16 protein-coding genes are annotated in these 15,802 nt (G+C 70.9%); 9 read left to right on the plus strand and 7 right to left on the minus strand.

Going from position 1 to position 15,802, the window contains the following annotated elements:
* Window positions 1-31: 31 nt before the first annotated feature.
* Window positions 32-1,006 carry a glycoside hydrolase family 16 protein gene (locus tag BJ969_RS08180; protein ID WP_184478209.1) on the minus strand — a complete coding sequence of 325 codons (975 nt, stop codon included), beginning with the start codon at window positions 1,004-1,006 and terminating at the stop codon, window positions 32-34.
* Window positions 1,007-1,363: 357 nt separating this feature from the next.
* Between BJ969_RS08180 and gap the strand changes: the two genes are divergently transcribed.
* The 9 genes from gap to BJ969_RS08225 all read left to right on the plus strand — a co-directional run bounded on the left by gap (window position 1,364) and on the right by BJ969_RS08225 (window position 8,806).
* Window positions 1,364-2,374: a type I glyceraldehyde-3-phosphate dehydrogenase gene (gene gap / locus BJ969_RS08185; protein ID WP_184478210.1), complete on the plus strand. Its 1,011-nt coding sequence runs from the start codon at window positions 1,364-1,366 to the stop codon at window positions 2,372-2,374.
* Between the two features lie 303 nt (window positions 2,375-2,677).
* The gene (locus BJ969_RS08190; protein ID WP_184478211.1) at window positions 2,678-3,880 is read left to right on the plus strand and encodes a phosphoglycerate kinase; all 1,203 of its coding nucleotides are present in this window, start codon (window positions 2,678-2,680) and stop codon (window positions 3,878-3,880) included.
* The gene (tpiA, locus tag BJ969_RS08195; RefSeq protein ID WP_184478212.1) at window positions 3,880-4,665 is read left to right on the plus strand and encodes a triose-phosphate isomerase; all 786 of its coding nucleotides are present in this window, start codon (window positions 3,880-3,882) and stop codon (window positions 4,663-4,665) included. The genes BJ969_RS08190 and tpiA overlap by 1 nt, the downstream gene beginning before the upstream one ends.
* A 305-nt stretch (window positions 4,666-4,970) precedes the next feature.
* Window positions 4,971-5,204: a preprotein translocase subunit SecG gene (gene secG, locus BJ969_RS08200; RefSeq protein WP_184478213.1), complete on the plus strand. Its 234-nt coding sequence runs from the start codon at window positions 4,971-4,973 to the stop codon at window positions 5,202-5,204.
* 86 nt (window positions 5,205-5,290) lie between these two features.
* On the plus strand, window positions 5,291-5,632 hold the full coding sequence (locus BJ969_RS08205; RefSeq protein ID WP_184478214.1) for an RNA polymerase-binding protein RbpA: 342 nt from the start codon (window positions 5,291-5,293) through the stop codon (window positions 5,630-5,632).
* Between the two features lie 158 nt (window positions 5,633-5,790).
* Window positions 5,791-6,132 (plus strand): Rieske 2Fe-2S domain-containing protein, encoded by a 342-nt coding sequence (locus BJ969_RS08210; protein ID WP_184478215.1) that lies wholly within the window; start codon window positions 5,791-5,793, stop codon window positions 6,130-6,132.
* Between the two features lie 139 nt (window positions 6,133-6,271).
* Window positions 6,272-7,024 (plus strand): hydrogenase nickel incorporation protein HypB, encoded by a 753-nt coding sequence (gene hypB / locus BJ969_RS08215; protein WP_184478216.1) that lies wholly within the window; start codon window positions 6,272-6,274, stop codon window positions 7,022-7,024.
* A gap of 187 nt (window positions 7,025-7,211) precedes the next feature.
* Entirely contained in the window at window positions 7,212-7,685 is a 474-nt protein-coding gene (gene rraA / locus BJ969_RS08220) for a ribonuclease E activity regulator RraA (RefSeq protein WP_184478217.1), read from the plus strand.
* Between the two features lie 176 nt (window positions 7,686-7,861).
* Window positions 7,862-8,806, plus strand: a complete 945-nt coding sequence (locus tag BJ969_RS08225; protein WP_184478218.1) for a phosphotransferase family protein — start codon at window positions 7,862-7,864, stop codon at window positions 8,804-8,806.
* Window positions 8,807-8,813: 7 nt separating this feature from the next.
* Here BJ969_RS08225 and BJ969_RS08230 read toward each other — a convergent pair whose 3' ends face one another.
* The 6 genes from BJ969_RS08230 to tal form a co-directional block, all read right to left on the minus strand.
* Entirely contained in the window at window positions 8,814-9,488 is a 675-nt protein-coding gene (locus tag BJ969_RS08230; RefSeq protein WP_184478219.1) for a pyridoxamine 5'-phosphate oxidase family protein, read from the minus strand.
* Window positions 9,489-9,613: 125 nt separating this feature from the next.
* Complete coding sequence (gene pgl / locus BJ969_RS08235; protein WP_184478220.1) at window positions 9,614-10,378, minus strand: 6-phosphogluconolactonase; 765 nt, start codon at window positions 10,376-10,378, stop codon at window positions 9,614-9,616.
* Window positions 10,375-11,367 (minus strand): glucose-6-phosphate dehydrogenase assembly protein OpcA, encoded by a 993-nt coding sequence (gene opcA / locus BJ969_RS08240; protein ID WP_184478221.1) that lies wholly within the window; start codon window positions 11,365-11,367, stop codon window positions 10,375-10,377. Before opcA ends, pgl begins: the two co-directional genes overlap by 4 nt.
* Window positions 11,364-12,899: a glucose-6-phosphate dehydrogenase gene (gene zwf / locus BJ969_RS08245; protein WP_184478222.1), complete on the minus strand. Its 1,536-nt coding sequence runs from the start codon at window positions 12,897-12,899 to the stop codon at window positions 11,364-11,366. The genes opcA and zwf overlap by 4 nt, the downstream gene beginning before the upstream one ends.
* On the minus strand, window positions 12,896-14,530 hold the full coding sequence (locus BJ969_RS08250) for a glucose-6-phosphate isomerase (RefSeq protein ID WP_184478223.1): 1,635 nt from the start codon (window positions 14,528-14,530) through the stop codon (window positions 12,896-12,898). Before BJ969_RS08250 ends, zwf begins: the two co-directional genes overlap by 4 nt.
* Before the next feature lie 159 nt (window positions 14,531-14,689).
* Window positions 14,690-15,790, minus strand: a complete 1,101-nt coding sequence (gene tal, locus BJ969_RS08255) for a transaldolase (protein ID WP_184478224.1) — start codon at window positions 15,788-15,790, stop codon at window positions 14,690-14,692.
* Window positions 15,791-15,802 lie beyond the last annotated feature (12 nt).

A 15,802-nucleotide genomic window follows, 5' to 3' on the forward strand; every position in this document is an offset into this window, starting at 1 on the left:
TGCGAGCGCCCGATTCCGCCGGGCGATCAGATCACTTGTTGTAGACGGCGATGTAGTCCACGAGCATCGGGTGACCGCCCTCGGTGGCCTCGGTCGGCGTGGTGATCCCCGAGTTCTTGTCCGGGAACTGGCCGCCGATCGCGACGTTGAGCAGCACGAAGTAGCCCTCGTGCGACGTCATGTTCGTCCACGCGGTCGCGTTCACGTCGGTTTCCTTCACCGAGTGGTACTGCTGGCCGTCCACGTACCAGCGGAGCTCCTCGACGTCACCGGTGCGGTCCCATTCGAACCGGTAGGTGTGGAACGCCTCCTGGCAGGTGCTGTCCGGGCATTCCCGGCTGTTGACCAGACCGTCGGTCTCCAAGCAGGAACCGCCGGGGGAGACGTCGCAGTGCAGCACGCCGTACACGCGGTTCTCGGCGTTGACGTTCTCCATGATGTCGTACTCGCCGATGCCGGGCCAGCTCCAGAGATCGTCGCGGTACGGCGAGCCGAGCGCCCAGAACGCGGGCCAGTACCCGAGCGCCTTGTCCGCGGCCACGTCCGGCATCTGGATGCGGCCCTCGATGCGCATCACTCCGCCTTCTTCGGCCTTGAAGTCGCCGCGCTGGGTCTCGATGCGCGACGACGTCCAGTTGCCGGCGTCGTCCTTCTGCGGGGTGATCACCAGGTTGCCGTTGCCGTCCTGGCCCAGGTTGGCGGGGTCGGCGGTGTAGTTCTGGATCTCACCGGTGCCCCAGTTGCCGGGGCCGCCGGGGTAGCCGTGGCCGGTGTCGACCTTCCAGTCCTCGCCGGGAGGCGCACCGGCCTCGCCGGTGAAGTCGTCGCCGAAGCTGAGCGTCCAGCCCTCGTCCGGCGGCGGGACGTCCGCTCCGGCGGGGGCGTTGACCAGGCCGGTGAGGCCGATGCCCGCGGCGAGCGCGACGGCGGCCACGCGGCCTCGCCGCCTCGGCGCGAGTGCGGTCGCGCCCTCGTTGGTGTGCCGCGACTTTCCGGGCAGCGCCATTCGGAGTCCTTCCTCCAGTCGAATCCGGCCGGGTGCCGGACTGCGCCGGACCGCTGCGACGATCTCCGCGCCGGGAACGGTGCAGAGATGCCGATCACGGTCGACGTGCACATTCTTGAGAGCGCTCTCACGGCTGGTCAACCGACGGATGTCGCACGTCGTGGCACCCGAAAGGCAGAACGAGCGGTTCGAGCGGGTGATCTCGTCCGGATGCACGACGGCGTCGATCAAGATTCGCCTGAAAGCGGTGCGCCCGGCCGTCTGTGCAGCTGCCGCGGACCGATAGGGTGCGAATGAGTCCATCAACCGCTCACCCGTCGCGTCGAGGCGGCAGGGTCAGTAACCGAGGAGATAGGCGTGACCGTTCGCGTAGGCATCAACGGCTTCGGTCGCATCGGGCGGAACTTCTGGCGTGCGGCGACCGCCAGTGACCACGACATCGAGATCGTGGCCGCCAACGACCTGGGCGATGTCGCGACCATGGCCCACCTGCTCAAGTACGACAGCGTCCTCGGGCGCCTGGAGCAGGACGTGAAGGTCACCGGCGAGGGCATCGAGGTGGGCGGCAAGCCGATCAAGATCCTGGCCGAGCGTGACCCGGGCAAGCTGCCCTGGGGCGACCTGGGCGTCGACGTGGTCGTCGAGTCCACCGGGTTCTTCACCAACGCCGCCGACGCCCGCAAGCACGTCGACGAGGGTGGCGCCAAGAAGGTCGTCATCTCCGCGCCCGCCAAGGGCGAGGACCTGACCGTGGTGCTCGGCGTCAACGACGACAAGTACGACGGTTCGCAGACGATCATCTCGAACGCCTCGTGCACCACCAACTGCCTGGCCCCCATGGTCAAGGTGCTCGACGACACCTTCGGCATCGAGCACGGCCTGATGACCACGGTGCACGCCTACACCGCGGACCAGAACCTGCAGGACGGCCCGCACAAGGACCTGCGCCGCGCCCGCGGTGCCGCGATCAACGTGGTGCCCACCAGCACCGGTGCGGCCAAGGCCATCGGCCTGGTGCTGCCGGAGCTCAACGGCAAGCTCGACGGTTACGCCATGCGCGTGCCGGTGCCGACCGGCTCGGTCACCGACCTCACCGCGACCGTGGGCAAGGAGACCTCCGCCGAAGAGGTGAACGCCGCGTTCCGCGCCGCCGCCGGCGAGGGCAAGCTCAAGGGCGTGCTGCGCTACAGCGAGGACCCGATCGTCTCCAGCGACATCGTCACCGACCCGGCCTCGACCGTGTTCGACGCGCCGCTGACCAAGGTCATCGGCAACCAGGTCAAGATCGTCGGCTGGTACGACAACGAGTGGGGTTACTCCAACCGCCTCGTCGACCTTTCTGCCTTGATCGGGTCGAAGCTTTCCTGACGGGCTCGTTCTGCTCTGAGCTCGGGTAGCGGAACCTCAGGTGGCCTCTCGCTGCGGGATCTTTTTCCCAAGTGGCTCCGCCACGAGGGAAAAAGCCGTCCTCGCGAGAGGCCACCTGGGAACCCGCCGGTGGTCCGGCTGCGTGCGTGGTCACTGCTCAGCGGCTTCGCCGCTGACAGGACGATGGTCGGCAAGGGCGGACGCTCGGGCGGCGGGCTCACGAGTTCGGGCTGTCGGAAGTTTGCTGAAGGTCCCGCATGAGCATTGCTCGTGCGGGCCTTCTCTTTCATGTGAGGAGCAGACGTGAACAACCTCGACGATCTGCTGTCCGAAGGGGTCCGGGGGCGACGCGTGCTGGTGCGCGCCGACCTCAACGTTCCGCTGGACGGCGACAAGATCACCGACGACGGCCGGGTGCGGGCGTCGCTGCCGACGATCGAGAAGCTGACCGGGGCCGGTGCGCGGGTCGTCGTGACCGCCCACCTCGGCCGCCCGAAGGGCGAGCCCGACCCGCAGTTCTCGCTGGCGCCGGTGGCGCGCAGGCTCGGCGAGCTGCTGGGCACCGAGGTGCCGGTCGCCGGTGACGTGACCGGTGACTCCGCCCGTTCGGTGGTGGGCGGACTGGCCGACGGGTCGGTGGCGCTGCTGGAGAACGTGCGCTTCGACGCCCGCGAGACCAGCAAGGACGAAGCCGAGCGCGGCGCGTTCGCCCGCGAACTGGCCGACGTCGTCGGCGACGGCGCGGCGTTCGTGTCCGACGGCTTCGGCGTGGTGCACCGCAAGCAGGCCTCCGTCTACGACGTGGCGAAGCTGCTGCCGGGCTACGCGGGCGGCCTGGTGCTGTCCGAGGTGGACGTGCTGCGCACGCTCACCGGCGACCCGCGGCGGCCGTACGTGGTGGTGCTGGGCGGCTCCAAGGTCTCCGACAAGTTCGGCGTGATCGAGGCGCTGCTGCCGAAGGTGGACAAGCTGCTCATCGGCGGCGGCATGGCCTACACCTTCCTGGCCGCCCAAGGCCACCAGGTCGGTTCCTCGCTGCTGCAGAACGACCAGCTCGACGCGACCCGCGAACTGCTGGCGAAGCACGGCGACAAGCTGGTGCTGCCGGTGGACGTCGTGGTCGCCGACGCCTTCGCCGCCGACGCGAAGACCCAGGTGGTCGACGCCGACGCCATCCCCGAAGGCTGGATGGGCCTGGACATCGGCCCGCGCAGCGTGGAGCTGTTCGCCGAGACCCTGCGCGGCGCCGGGACCGTGTTCTGGAACGGGCCCGCGGGAGTGTTCGAGTTCGAGGCGTTCGCGGCCGGCACCCGCGGCGTGGCGCAGTCCATCGTCGACTCGGACGCGTTCAGCGTCGTCGGCGGCGGCGACTCGGCCGCGGCCGTGCGCAGCCTGGGCCTGCCCGAGGACGGCTTCTCGCACATCTCCACCGGTGGCGGCGCCTCGCTGGAGTTCCTGGAAGGCAAGGACCTGCCGGGCGTCGCGGTGTTGGAGGGGAACGACTGATGGCCAGAACTCCGCTGATCGCGGGCAACTGGAAGATGAACCTGAACCACCTCGAGGCGATCGCCCTGGTGCAGAAGGTCGCCTTCGCGTTGCCGGAGAAGTACTTCGCGAAGGTCGAGGTGGCGGTGATCCCGCCGTTCACCGACATCCGCAGCGTGCAGACCCTCATCGACGGCGACAAGCTGCTGCTCAAGCACGGCGCGCAGGACGTCTCCGAGCACGACTCCGGCGCCTACACCGGTGACGTGTCCGGGCCGATGCTGGCCAAGCTCGGCTGCAGCTACGTCGTCGTCGGGCACTCCGAGCGCCGCGAGTACCACGCCGAGACCGACGAGGTCGTGAACCGCAAGGTGCGGGCGACGCTGAAGAACGGCATGTCGCCGATCCTCTGCGTGGGCGAGCAGCTCGACGTCCGCGAATCCGGCGGGCACGTCGAGCACTGCACCGCGCAGCTGATCAACGCGCTCAAGGGCCTCAAGGCCGAGCAGATCCGCGAGGTCGTGGTGGCCTACGAGCCGGTGTGGGCCATCGGCACCGGCAAGGTCGCCACCGCCGCCGACGCGCAGGAGGTGTGCGCGGCGCTGCGGGCGGCGCTGGCCGAGAAGTACGGCAAGGAGATCGCCGACGTGGTCCGCGTGCTCTACGGCGGCTCGGTGAAGTCCAGCAACATCGGCGAGCTGATCGGCCAGACCGACGTCGACGGCGCGCTGGTCGGCGGCGCGAGCCTCAACGGCGACGAGTTCACCAAGCTCAGCGCCATGGCGGCCGGCGGCCCGCTGCCGTGATGACCTGGTCCGCGCGGCGTCGTCCGATCGACCCGCGCGGACCGGTACCCTCACCACCCGTGCCCGCTCGAAGAGCGGGTCCGGCCCTGGCCGGAGCCAACCGATTCACGATGGAACACCGGCGCTGCCGAGTCCTCGCGGACTGATCTTCGGTCGTTGTCCTGTCAGCGAGGGAGCCGCTGAGGTTCCGCTACCCGGACAACTGTCCAGATCATGCCGAAAGGACCGCTAAGGCGGACGGCGGTCCACCGGATGAACGCCACCCGGTACTCTCGGTGGCGAACCGCTGTGTGAACGAGGACGTGATGAATCTAATCCTGCAGATCGGCCTGATCCTGACGAGCGTGCTGCTGGTGCTGCTGGTCCTGCTGCACCGGGCCAAGGGCGGCGGGCTCTCCTCGCTCTTCGGCGGCGGCATGCAGTCGAGCCTGTCCGGTTCCAGCGTGGCGGAGAAGAACCTGGACCGGATCACGATGGTGGTCATCGCGGTCTGGGTGATCTGCATCATCGGAACCGGGCTGCTGATCAAGATCGGTTGACGGTCCGGGCGAGCTGGCAGCGGTCAACCAACAGCGGCCGGCCGGTGGGCGGCCGGTCCTCCGTGCGGCTTGGTGGGTGAGAGTGCATGACTGGCGGTAACGCGATCCGGGGCACGCGCGTCGGCGCGGGCCCGATGGGCGAGACCGAGCGAGGCGAGTCGGCCCCGCGCAGGCGAGTTGACTACTGGTGCGCCAACGGCCACCACACGCGGCCGTTCTTCTCGATGGACGCCGAGGTCCCGGACGAGTGGGACTGCCCCCGTTGTGGTCTGCCCGCGGGCCAGGACGAGCAGAACCCGCCGGAGGCGCGGCGCAACGAGCCTTACAAGAGCCACTTGGCGTACGTCAAGGAGCGGCGCAGCGACTCCGACGGCTTGGCGATCCTCGAAGAGGCGCTGACCAAGTTGAAGGAGCGCCAGGGGCGCTGACGACGTCGTCCGCACGGGCGGGCCGGAGATCTCTCCGGCCCGCCCGTGCGCTGTTCTGCGGGCCCTCGGAGGGGTGGACATCGAGTTGTGCCCCGCGCCGGGGCGGTTTTAGCTTGGTCGCACCGCGTCACGGCGTCGTCGCAGGAAAGCAGGCCCGTATGGTGTCGTCCGAGGTCCACCCGCCCGCCGAATCGTGGGTGGAGGTGCCGGGAGTGTCGGACCTCGCGCAGGGGGAGATCGTCACCACCCGGGTCGCGGGGGAATTCATCGCCGTCTGCAATGCCGACGGGGTCGTGCGCGCCTTCCGCGACGAATGCCCGCAGTGCGCGTTGCCCATCGGGGGCGGGCGGTTGCTGGGCGAACTGTTGTGGTGCGCCGGATGCGTGGAACCTTTCGACGTGCCCGCGGGCGGTGTCGGCAGGAAGCGCGCGAGGCTGCGCCTCACCGCCAGGTCACTGACCGTTTCCGGCGGCACCGCGCGCATTGCTCTGTCCGCGTGATGTGTGCGCGATGCGCGTTTCGCAGGCCTTTCCGGTATGGAGAACCGTCCGGTTCTCTGCAACGATGAGATGATCTTTACCGCGTTGGGACGGATCCGCCGGAGTCCGCCTGGACGCCACACTGGAGGTGGAAGTGACCATGCGCGGTGGGTACGCAGCGGCGGGCCGCGCCGGGGTGCGGGTATCGGGACCGGACTTCCCCGAACCCGGCGGCGGGCCGGGGCGGTACTGTTCGGACGGTTCGGTGCCGAGGCAGCGGGTCGCCGACGCGCTCGCCGAGCGGACCAGGGACTCGTTGGCACGCCGCAGGATTCTCGCTCTGAACCTGATGAGCTCGCCCGGTTCCGGGAAGACGACGCTGCTGGAGCGCACGCTGCGCGAGCTGGGCGCGACGATGTCCATCTCGGTCATCGAGGGCGACCAGGAGACCCACTTGGACGCCGATCGGCTGCGCGTCGCGGGCTGCCGGGTGGTGCAGATCAACACCGGGTCCGGCGGGCATCTGGACGCCGACATGGTCGACGAGGGATTGCGTTCGCTGCAGCCCGCCGGACGTTCTCTCGTGTTCATCGAGAACATCGGAAATCTCGCCGCTCCCGCGTTGTTCGATCTGGGAGAACATCATCGGGTGTTGATCGCTTCGGTCACCGAGGGCGAGGACAAACCGTTGAAATATCCGCACGTATTCCGCAGCACCGATCTGGTGTTGCTGAACAAGACGGATCTGCTGCCGCATCTGGATTTCGACGTCGAGCGTTTCATCGCGCACGCGCAGCGGATCAATCCGCGGATCCGGGTGTTGCAGTTGTCCGCGAAGCGCGGTGACGGGCTCGCCGATTGGTGTGGCTGGCTGCGCGCGCACCACGGCGGCGCCGCTTCCGCCTCCGCCTGAGCTCGCCCGCCCGCGCGGGCTGTGGTGTTGCTCGCGTGTTCCCTCTCGCCCGATGATCGGGCGATACGCTCTGCCGAATCATGCTCCGAGCGCTTCGCCGCCCCGCCGCGGCGGTGGTGTCGCGCCGGAATCGGTTCGGCGCCCGGGGCGGCTCGCGGCGCCGAAGGCTCAGGCGAGGGAGATCGAAATGGACCTGTCGACCGCCGACCTCGCGGACCGCGAAGGCCCGGCCATCCGCAGCTGCGACGTGCAGTTCCGGCAGTACGGCGGGCGCGAGGCGTTCGCCGGGCGGATCCGCACGGTGACCTGCTTCCAGGACAACGCGCTGCTGAAGAAGATCCTCTCCGAGCCGGGGGAGGGCCAGGTGCTGGTGATCGACGGCGCGGCCTCGGTGCACACCGCGCTGGTGGGCGACCTGATCGCGGAGCTCGGCCGCTCCAACGGCTGGAACGGGATCGTCGTCAACGGCGCGGTGCGCGACACGGCGGTGCTGGCCGGCATGGACTTCGGGGTGAAGGCGCTCGGCTCCAACCCGCGCAAGAGCAGCAAGAACGGTGACGGCGTCGTCGACGACCCGGTGGAGATCGGCGGCGTGCGCTTCGTACCGGGCGAATACCTCGTGAGCGACCACGACGGCGTGGTCGTGCTCGCCGAACCGTGATCGGCGCGGAACCCCGGGCGGCACCGCCCGGGGTGGGTTCCGCCCGGATCGCGGAATGTCCGGTCCGGTTACGCGCGCGACATCTCCAGCGCCACCTGATAACCCGCCGGAAACCTGAACGTCGCGGCTTCGGCCACTCCCGGTCCTACCGTCCGGGGAGTGGGAAACGTGGCCGGATGAGCGCTGTTCGAGAGACGCCGAGTCCCGGTGAACCGCGGATCCGGCGCGCGGTGGACGCCGTCGCCGGGCGCCGGGACACCGGGTTCGAGCGAGCCGTGCGACCCGAACTCGGGCGGACCCGGTGGGCGGCCGAGCACGACTGCCTGGTCGTCGTCGGCGAGCAGGGTGAGTTGTTCGTGACCGTGCTGCTCGACGTGCTCACCGGCCTCGTCGACACCGAGCAGGTCGCGAAGACCGCCGCCGTCGCGCATTCCGCCGGGACCGCGCCCGCGGTGCGCGGCGTCGCCGCCGAGGCGGGCGCCATCGCCTACGAGCGGCTGCCGAGCACCTACCACCCGTTGCAGCCGCACCACCTGCGCGAACCGGAGGTCCTCGGCGCGGTCGCCGCCGTGAAGCGCGCGCTGCACCGCGGGCCGGCGATGCCGGTGGACCGGGACGTGTTCGACGAGGCCGAGCAGTGGGCGCGGCTCGCGATCGACGCGGGCGCGGACCTGCCCGCGGACTTCGGCTGGATGCGCGACCGGGTCCGCCGGATCGGCGCGGTGCTGCGCGCGGCGGGCCGCGACGTGCTGCCCTGCCACCGGGACGGCAGTCCGTCGAACGTGCTGCTCGGGCCGGGCAACGACGTGCGGCTGGTCGACTTCGACATCGCGGGCAACGCCGACCCGCACCACGACATCGCGGCGATGCTGGTGGAGACCTGCCAGCTCGACGACGAGTGGCGGCTGGCCGCGGAGATCATCGACGGCCGGCCCGACGAGCAGCGGTTGGCGCGGTACCGGCTCAACGCCATCGCCGACGACCTGGCGGTGGGCACCTGGGCGGTGCTGATCGGCGCGCGCGGCGCCGCCGGGTTCACCGGGTACGGCCAGTGGCGGCTGCTGCGCTGCCGCTACGCCCTGCGGCACCGCCTGCTCGACGGGTGGCTGCGCAAGGCGTGAGGCCGGGTCAGATCCGGCGGTCTGCGATGTGCGGCGGGACGGGGATGTCCGCGGCCAGGTCCGGAGCGGGAACCGGGGTGCCCCACCGGCTGTGCAGCGGGAGCAGGCCCGCCCAGGCGGGGGAGGAGAGCTCCGCCGGGTCGTCCGTGGGCGGGCCGGTGCGGGCCTTCACCGAAGCTTCGTCCAGCGGCAGCGCGAGCACCGTCACCGCCGCCAGTTCCTTGGCGTTCGGGACGCGGGCGTGGTCCCACGAACCGGGGGCGAGGTGGTCGGAGAGCACCCGCAGCGCGTGCTCCTTCTCCGCCGGATCCACCACCGGGCGCGGCCTGCCGTAGATCACGGCGCTGCGGTAGTTCATCGAGTGGTCGTTGAGCGTGCGCGAGTACACGACCGCGTCGAGCAAGGTGACGGTCACGCACACCTCGGGTTCCTCCCCGGCCGCGAGCATGCTGCGCGCTCCGCTGGAACCGTGCAGGTAGAGCACGTCGCCGTCCCGGCCGTACCCGGTGGGCAGCACCTGCGGGTGGCCGTCGAGGACCAGGCCGAGGTGGCAGATCAGGCCCGCGTCGAGGACCTCGTGCAGGCACGCGCGGTCGGTGCCCGCGCGGTCCTTCTTGCGCCCCAGGGTGGTGCGGGGCGTCGCGGACAGGGGCGGAGCGGGGGAGGCGGTCGGCTCGGTCATGCGAACATCCTCCGAGCGGAAGTGGCCGTCTCCAAGGTCCAATTTCCGAAGAATTCGGAAGGCCACTCAAGACAACGGGCCGTTCGCCCCGATCGAGGCGAACGGCCCGCGTGCCGTGGGACGTGTCAGTTCCGGTGCGGAACCTGCGCCGCCGCGGCCGTGTCCAGCAGCCACACCGTCCGTTCCCGGCCGAGCGCTCCGGCGGCCGGGATGGCGTCCGCCTCCGCTCCGCCCAGCGCCTCGGCGACCGGCTCGGCCTTCGCCGCACCCGTCGTCATCAGCCAGACCTCCACGGCCGAGCGGATCGTCGGCAGCGTCAGCGAGATCCGCGTCGGCGGCGGCTTCGGGCAGTCGTGCACGCCCACCACCGCCCGCTGCGCCTCCCGGACGTACGGCGTGGCGGGGAACAGCGAAGCCGTGTGCCCCTCCTCGCCGACGCCGAGCAGCACCACGTCGAACCGCGGCGCCGGGAAGTCGGCGGCCGGGTCGGCGGTCGTGGCCAGCAGTTCCGCGTAGTGCGCGGCCGCCGCGTCGGCGTCTTCGCCGAACTTGCCGTCGGACGGGGCCATCGGGTGCACCCGGGCCGGATCGACGCCCACGTGGTCGAGCAGCGCCGAGCGGGCCTGGGTCTCGTTGCGGTCCGGATCGCCGTCCGGCAGGAACCGCTCGTCGCCCCAGTACACGTCGACGTTCGCCCAGTCGACGGCGTCGCGGGCGGGGGAGAGCCGGACCTGGTCGAGCACGCCGATGCCGGTGCGACCGCCGGTGAGCACCACCGAGGCCGTCCCGTGCGAGGCCTGCGCGTCCACGATCCGGGTGATCAACCTGGCGGCGGCCGCCGCCGCCAGGACTTCGCCGTCGCGGTGCACGACGACCTGGTGCCTGGTCATGCGTCGCCTTCCGCCTGCTCCTGCGTCGAACCGTCCTGCTCCGCCCGCGGCGGCTCGGGGTCCGGTTCGTCGGTGCGCCGGATACCGCCGAGCCCGCCCAGCGTCACTTCGTAGATCTCGTCCGGGTCGAGCCGCCGCAGCTCCTCGGCCAAGCAGTCCCGGACCTCCCTGCGGTGCAGCGCGATCCGGCGGTCCGGCTGACCAGGCTGGGTCAGCGTGCCCACCTTGCCGTCCGGGCGGACGATCTTGACCGAGCCGGAGGGACGCCGCAGTTCGGCCGAGACGATGCCCGGCCCGCGCGGGTGCTCCACCCGCTGCACCGGGACCTCCAGGTAGGCGCCGAGCCACGCGGCCAGCAGGTCCGTCGACGGCGATCCGGCGGCACCGGTGACGACCGCGCTGGTCACCGCCTCGTACGGCGGCAGGTCCAGCGCCGCGGTGAGCATCGCGCGCCACGACGTGAGCCGGGTCCACGACAGGTCCGTGTCACCCTCCACGTAGGACTCGAGGCGGGACTGCAGGAACCGGATCGGGTCGGGCTCCGCCGCGGCGTCGGTGATCCGGCGGTGCGACAGCAGCCCGATCGGGTCCTTCGCGGGGACCTCCGGAGCCTCGGTGGGCCACCAGGCCACGACCGGCGCGTCCGGCAGCAGCAGCGGCACCACCGAACCGGCGCCCTCGTCGGCCAGCGCGCCGTAGAGGCGCAGCACCACGACCTCCGAGGCACCCGCGTCCCCGCCGATGCGGATCTGCGCGTCCAGCCGCGGCGCGGCCTCCTTCGAGCCCCGCGCCACCACGATCACCCGCGCCGGGTGTTCCCGGCTGGCGTCGTTGGCGGCCTGGATGGCCTTCTCGGTCTCCGTGCCGTCACCGGTGACGATCACCAAGGTGAGGACTCGGCCGAGCGCGACCGCACCACCGGTCTCGCGCAGCTCGACCATCTTCTTGTTGACCTGCGAGGTGGTGGTCGAGGGCAGGTCGATGATCACGGTCGCCTCCAGACGCGTCCGGTGCGGGCCATCATGGCGTCCGCGGAAGGCGGACCCCACGTCCCGGCCTTGTAGTTCTCCGGCGCTCCGCGCGCCGCCCAGTGGTCCAGCACCGGGTCGAGGATCTTCCAGGACTGCTCGACCTCGGCGTTGACCGGGAACAGCGACGGCTCGCCCAGCAGCACGTCCAGGATCAGCCGCTCGTAGGCCTCCGGGGACGACTCGGTGAACGCGTGGCCGTAGCCGAAGTCCATCGTCACGTCCCGCACCTCCATCGAGGTGCCGGGGACCTTCGAGCCGAAGCGCATCGTCACACCCTCGTCCGGCTGCACCCGGATGACCAGGGCGTTCTGGCCCAGTTCCTCGGTCATCGTGTCGTCGAAGGGCAGGTGCGGGGCGCGCTTGAACACCACGGCGATCTCCGTGACGCGACGGCCCAGCCGCTTGCCGGTGCGCAGGTAGAACGGCACCCCGGCCCAGCGCCGGCTCTCCACTTCGAGGGTGATCGCCGCGTAGGTCTCGGTGATCGAGTCGTCGGCGAAGCCGCCCTCCTCGTGCAGGCCCGGCACCAGCGAACCGCCCTGCCAGCCGCCGGTGTACTGCCCGCGCGCCGTCGTCTCGTCGAACGGGCCGACGGGCTTGGTCGCCGAGAGCACCTTCAGCTTCTCCGCGCGCAGGTCCTGCGGGGCGAAGCTCACTGGCTCCTCCATCGCGGTCAGCGCCATCAGCTGCAGCAGGTGGTTCTGGATGACGTCGCGCGCGGCGCCGATGCCGTCGTAGTACCCGGCCCGGCCGCCCAGCCCGATGTCCTCGGCCATCGTGATCTGCACGTGGTCGACGTAGTGGGCGTTCCACAACGGCTCGAACAGCTGGTTCGCGAAGCGCAGCGCCAGGATGTTCTGCACCGTCTCCTTGCCGAGGTAGTGGTCGATGCGGAACACCGAGTCCTCGGGGAACACCTCGTTGACGATCTTGTTGAGGTGCTGGGCGCTCTCCAGGTCGTGCCCGAACGGCTTCTCGATGACCACCCGGCGCCACTGGTCCGGGGACTGGTCGGTCAGCCCGGAGCGGGACAGCTGGGTCAGCACCGTCGGGAACGCCGACGGCGGCACCGACAGGTAGAAGGCGTGGTTGCCGCCGGTGCCGCGCTCCTTGTCGAGCTGCTTGACGGTCTCGGCGAGCCGGTCGAACGCCTCCGGGTCGTCGAAGGAGCCCGGCACGAAGCGGATGCCCTCCGCCAGCCGGTCCCAGACCGACTGGTGGAACGGCGTGCGCGCGTGCTCCTTGACCGCCTCGTAGACGACCTGCATGAAGTCCTGGTCCTCCCAGTCCCGGCGGGCGAAGCCGGTCAGGGCGAACCCCGGCGGCAGCAGCCCCCGGTTGGCCAGGTCGTAGATGGCGGGCATCAGCTTCTTGCGGGACAGGTCCCCGGTCACGCCGAAGATCGTCAAGCCGGACGGCCCGGCGATCCGCGGCAGCCGCTTGTCGCGCGGATCCCGCAGCGGATTGCGCGGCAGGTCTCGGGAGCTCACGCTCCACCCCTCTCTTCGTGCAGGTCCTGGACGGCCTTGACCAGTTCGACCAGACCGGCGGCCCGGTCGGTCAGGTGCAGCCGCAGCACCGGACGGCTGTGCTGCACCAGCACCTGCCCGTCGCCCAGCGCCTGGGCCCGCTGCAGGCCGGCCAGGGCGTAGGGCCGCTCCGGGACGTCCAGGTCGTCCTCGGGCTCACCGGTGATCTGCAGGAACGCGCCGTTCTGGTGGCCGCCCTTGTGGTACTGGCCGGTGGAGTGCAGGAATCGCGGACCCCAGCCGAAGGTCGTCTGCAGCCCGGTGCGGCGCGCCAGCTCCGGGCGCAGCAGCGCGGCGGAGGCGTCGTCCAGGCGGTCCAGGTAGGCCTGCACCGCGAGGTAACCGGTGCTCGGCGCGGACTTGACGAATGCGCGCAGCGCCTCGGCCACGGTGCCCACGCCCGCGCTGAACCAGTCGCCGGAGGCGTAGACCTCGATGGAGCCCGACACCAGCGCCGGGGTCACCACCGGGCCGCCGTCGGGGCCGTCGAGCAGCGCGCGGGCGGCCTTCTTCGCGGCCTCCACGTCGGGCTGGTCGAACGGGTTGATGCCGAGCAGCTTGCCGGCCAGCGCCGTGGCGAACTCCCACAGCAGGAACTGGGCCCCCAGCGGGCCGGTGGTCGCCAGCTGCGCGCCGTCGACGACGCCGCCGACGGCGATGGTCGTGGCGTCGCGGCCCGCGTCGGCGAAGCCGGGGGCCTGCGGGTTCTCCACGACCACGGGCAGCAGGCCGATGCCCTGCTTGCCGGTGGACTCGGCGATGAGCTGCTCGGCCCAGTCGCCGAAGCCGGGGATGCCGGAGCCGCCGTCGGCCAGCACCAGCTTCTCGGCGCCGCGCTCGTGCGCCGCGGCCCACGCCGCGGCCAGCTCGATCGCCGGGTTCGTCTCGGTGTCAGCGCTGACCAGGTCGAACGCGGCAGCGGCCTCGTCGAGCAGGCCCGCGATGTCCGCGCCGGCGAGCCCGGCAGGGACCAGGCCGAACGCGGTCAGCGCGGAGTAGCGGCCGCCCACGTTCGGGTCGGCGGTGAACACCCGGCGGTAGCCGGCCTCCCGCGCGGTCGTCTCCATCGGTGACCCAGGGTCGGTCACCACCACGATGCGGGTAGCCGGATCGATTCCGTTCGCGGAAAAAGCCGCCTCGAAGATGCGGCGGTGGCTGTCGGTCTCGACGGTGTTGCCCGACTTCGACGACACGACCAGCACGGTGCGGTCCAGGTCGCCGGACAGGGCGTCACCGACCTGACCCGGGTCGGTGGTGTCCAGCACCGTCAGCGGCACACCGGCGGTCGCGGCGATCACCTCGGGCGCCAGCGACGAACCGCCCATGCCCGCGAGCACGACCCGGTCCACGCCGTCGGCGTGCAGCTCCGCGCGCAGCGCGTCGATCTCCGCGAGCAGCGGGCGGGAGCTCTCGTGCAGCGTGGTCCAGGAAAGCCGGATCGACGCTTCGCTCTCGGCCTCCGGACCCCACAGCGTGGCGTCACCGGCCGCGAGGGCGCTCGCCGCCTTGTCCGAGGTCAGCCGTTCGGCCAGCGGACGAGCCTCCCCTGCCAGCCCCTCGTCTGCGATCTCGACTGAAGTTTCGGTTGCCATCTGCTTCCTTGTGTCTAGGGGATGGGCGGCGTTGGCGGTGAGCGGTCCGGCCACCACCGCGGGTGCACCGACCGGCCACAGCACCCGGGGCACGCGCGTTCCGCAGAACGACGCGTGCCCCGAGCCAGGCGCGGGGCACACCCGCGGTGGACCAGCCGACTACTTGGCCTGGTCGAGCTGCTCGCGCACAGTGTCGAGCAGCTCCTCCCAGGATTTCTCGAACTTTTCGACGCCCTCGCGCTCCAGCACCGCGAACACGTCGTCGAGGTCGATGCCCGCCGCGGTCAGGTCGTCGAACACCTGCTGCGAGGCGTCCTTGGTGCCGCTGACCTGGTCACCGTCCACCTGAGCGTGGTCGGCGGTGGCGAACAGCGTCGCCTCCGGCATGGTGTTGACCGTGTTCGGCGCCACCAGCTGGTCGACGTAGCGGGTGTCGGAGTACGACGGGTCCTTCACGCCGGTCGAGGCCCACAGCGCGCGCTGCGGCTTCGCGCCGGACGCGGCCAGCGCCTGGAAGCGGTCGGAGGAGAAGACCTCCTCGTAGGCCGCGTAGGCCAGCCGGGCGTTGGCGATGGCCGCCTTGCCCTGCAGGTCCTGGCCGCCCTCGATGCCCTCCAGCCGCTTGTCGATCTCGCTGTCCACGCGGGACACGAAGAACGACGCGACCGAGGCGATGGTGCTCAGCTCGTGGCCGTTGGCCTTGGCCTGCTCCAGGCCGGCCAGGTACGCGTCCATCACGTCCCGGTAGCGGTCCACGGAGAAGATCAGCGTCACGTTCACGCTGACGCCCTCGGCCAGCACCCGGGTGATCGCGGGCAGGCCCTCGACCGTCGCCGGGATCTTGACCATCAGGTTCGGCCGGTCCACGGCCTTCCACAGCTCGAGCGCCTCGGCGACCGTGCGGTCGGTGTCGTGCGCCAGGCGCGGGTCCACCTCCAGCGAGACCCGGCCGTCGTCGCCCGCCTCGTAGACGTTGCGGAAGACGTCGGCGGCGTCGCGCACGTCCTTGGTGGTCAGCTCGCGGACGGTGTCGTCCACGCTGGCACCGCGGGCGGCGAGCTCACGCACCTGGTCGTTGTAGTCGGCCGCGTTCGACAGCGCCTTCGCGAAGATCGTGGGGTTGCTGGTGACGCCCACGACCGCGTAGTCGTTGATCAGCTCGGTCAGGTTGCCGGACGTGATCCGCTGGCGGGACAGGTCGTCCAGCCAGATCGCCACGCCCGCCTGGCTGAGCGCGGTGAGGTTCTGGTTGTTCGTCACTGGGATACCTCC

The organism is Saccharopolyspora gloriosae (assembly GCF_014203325.1).
Classification (GTDB): Bacteria; Actinomycetota; Actinomycetes; order Mycobacteriales; family Pseudonocardiaceae; genus Saccharopolyspora_C; species Saccharopolyspora_C gloriosae.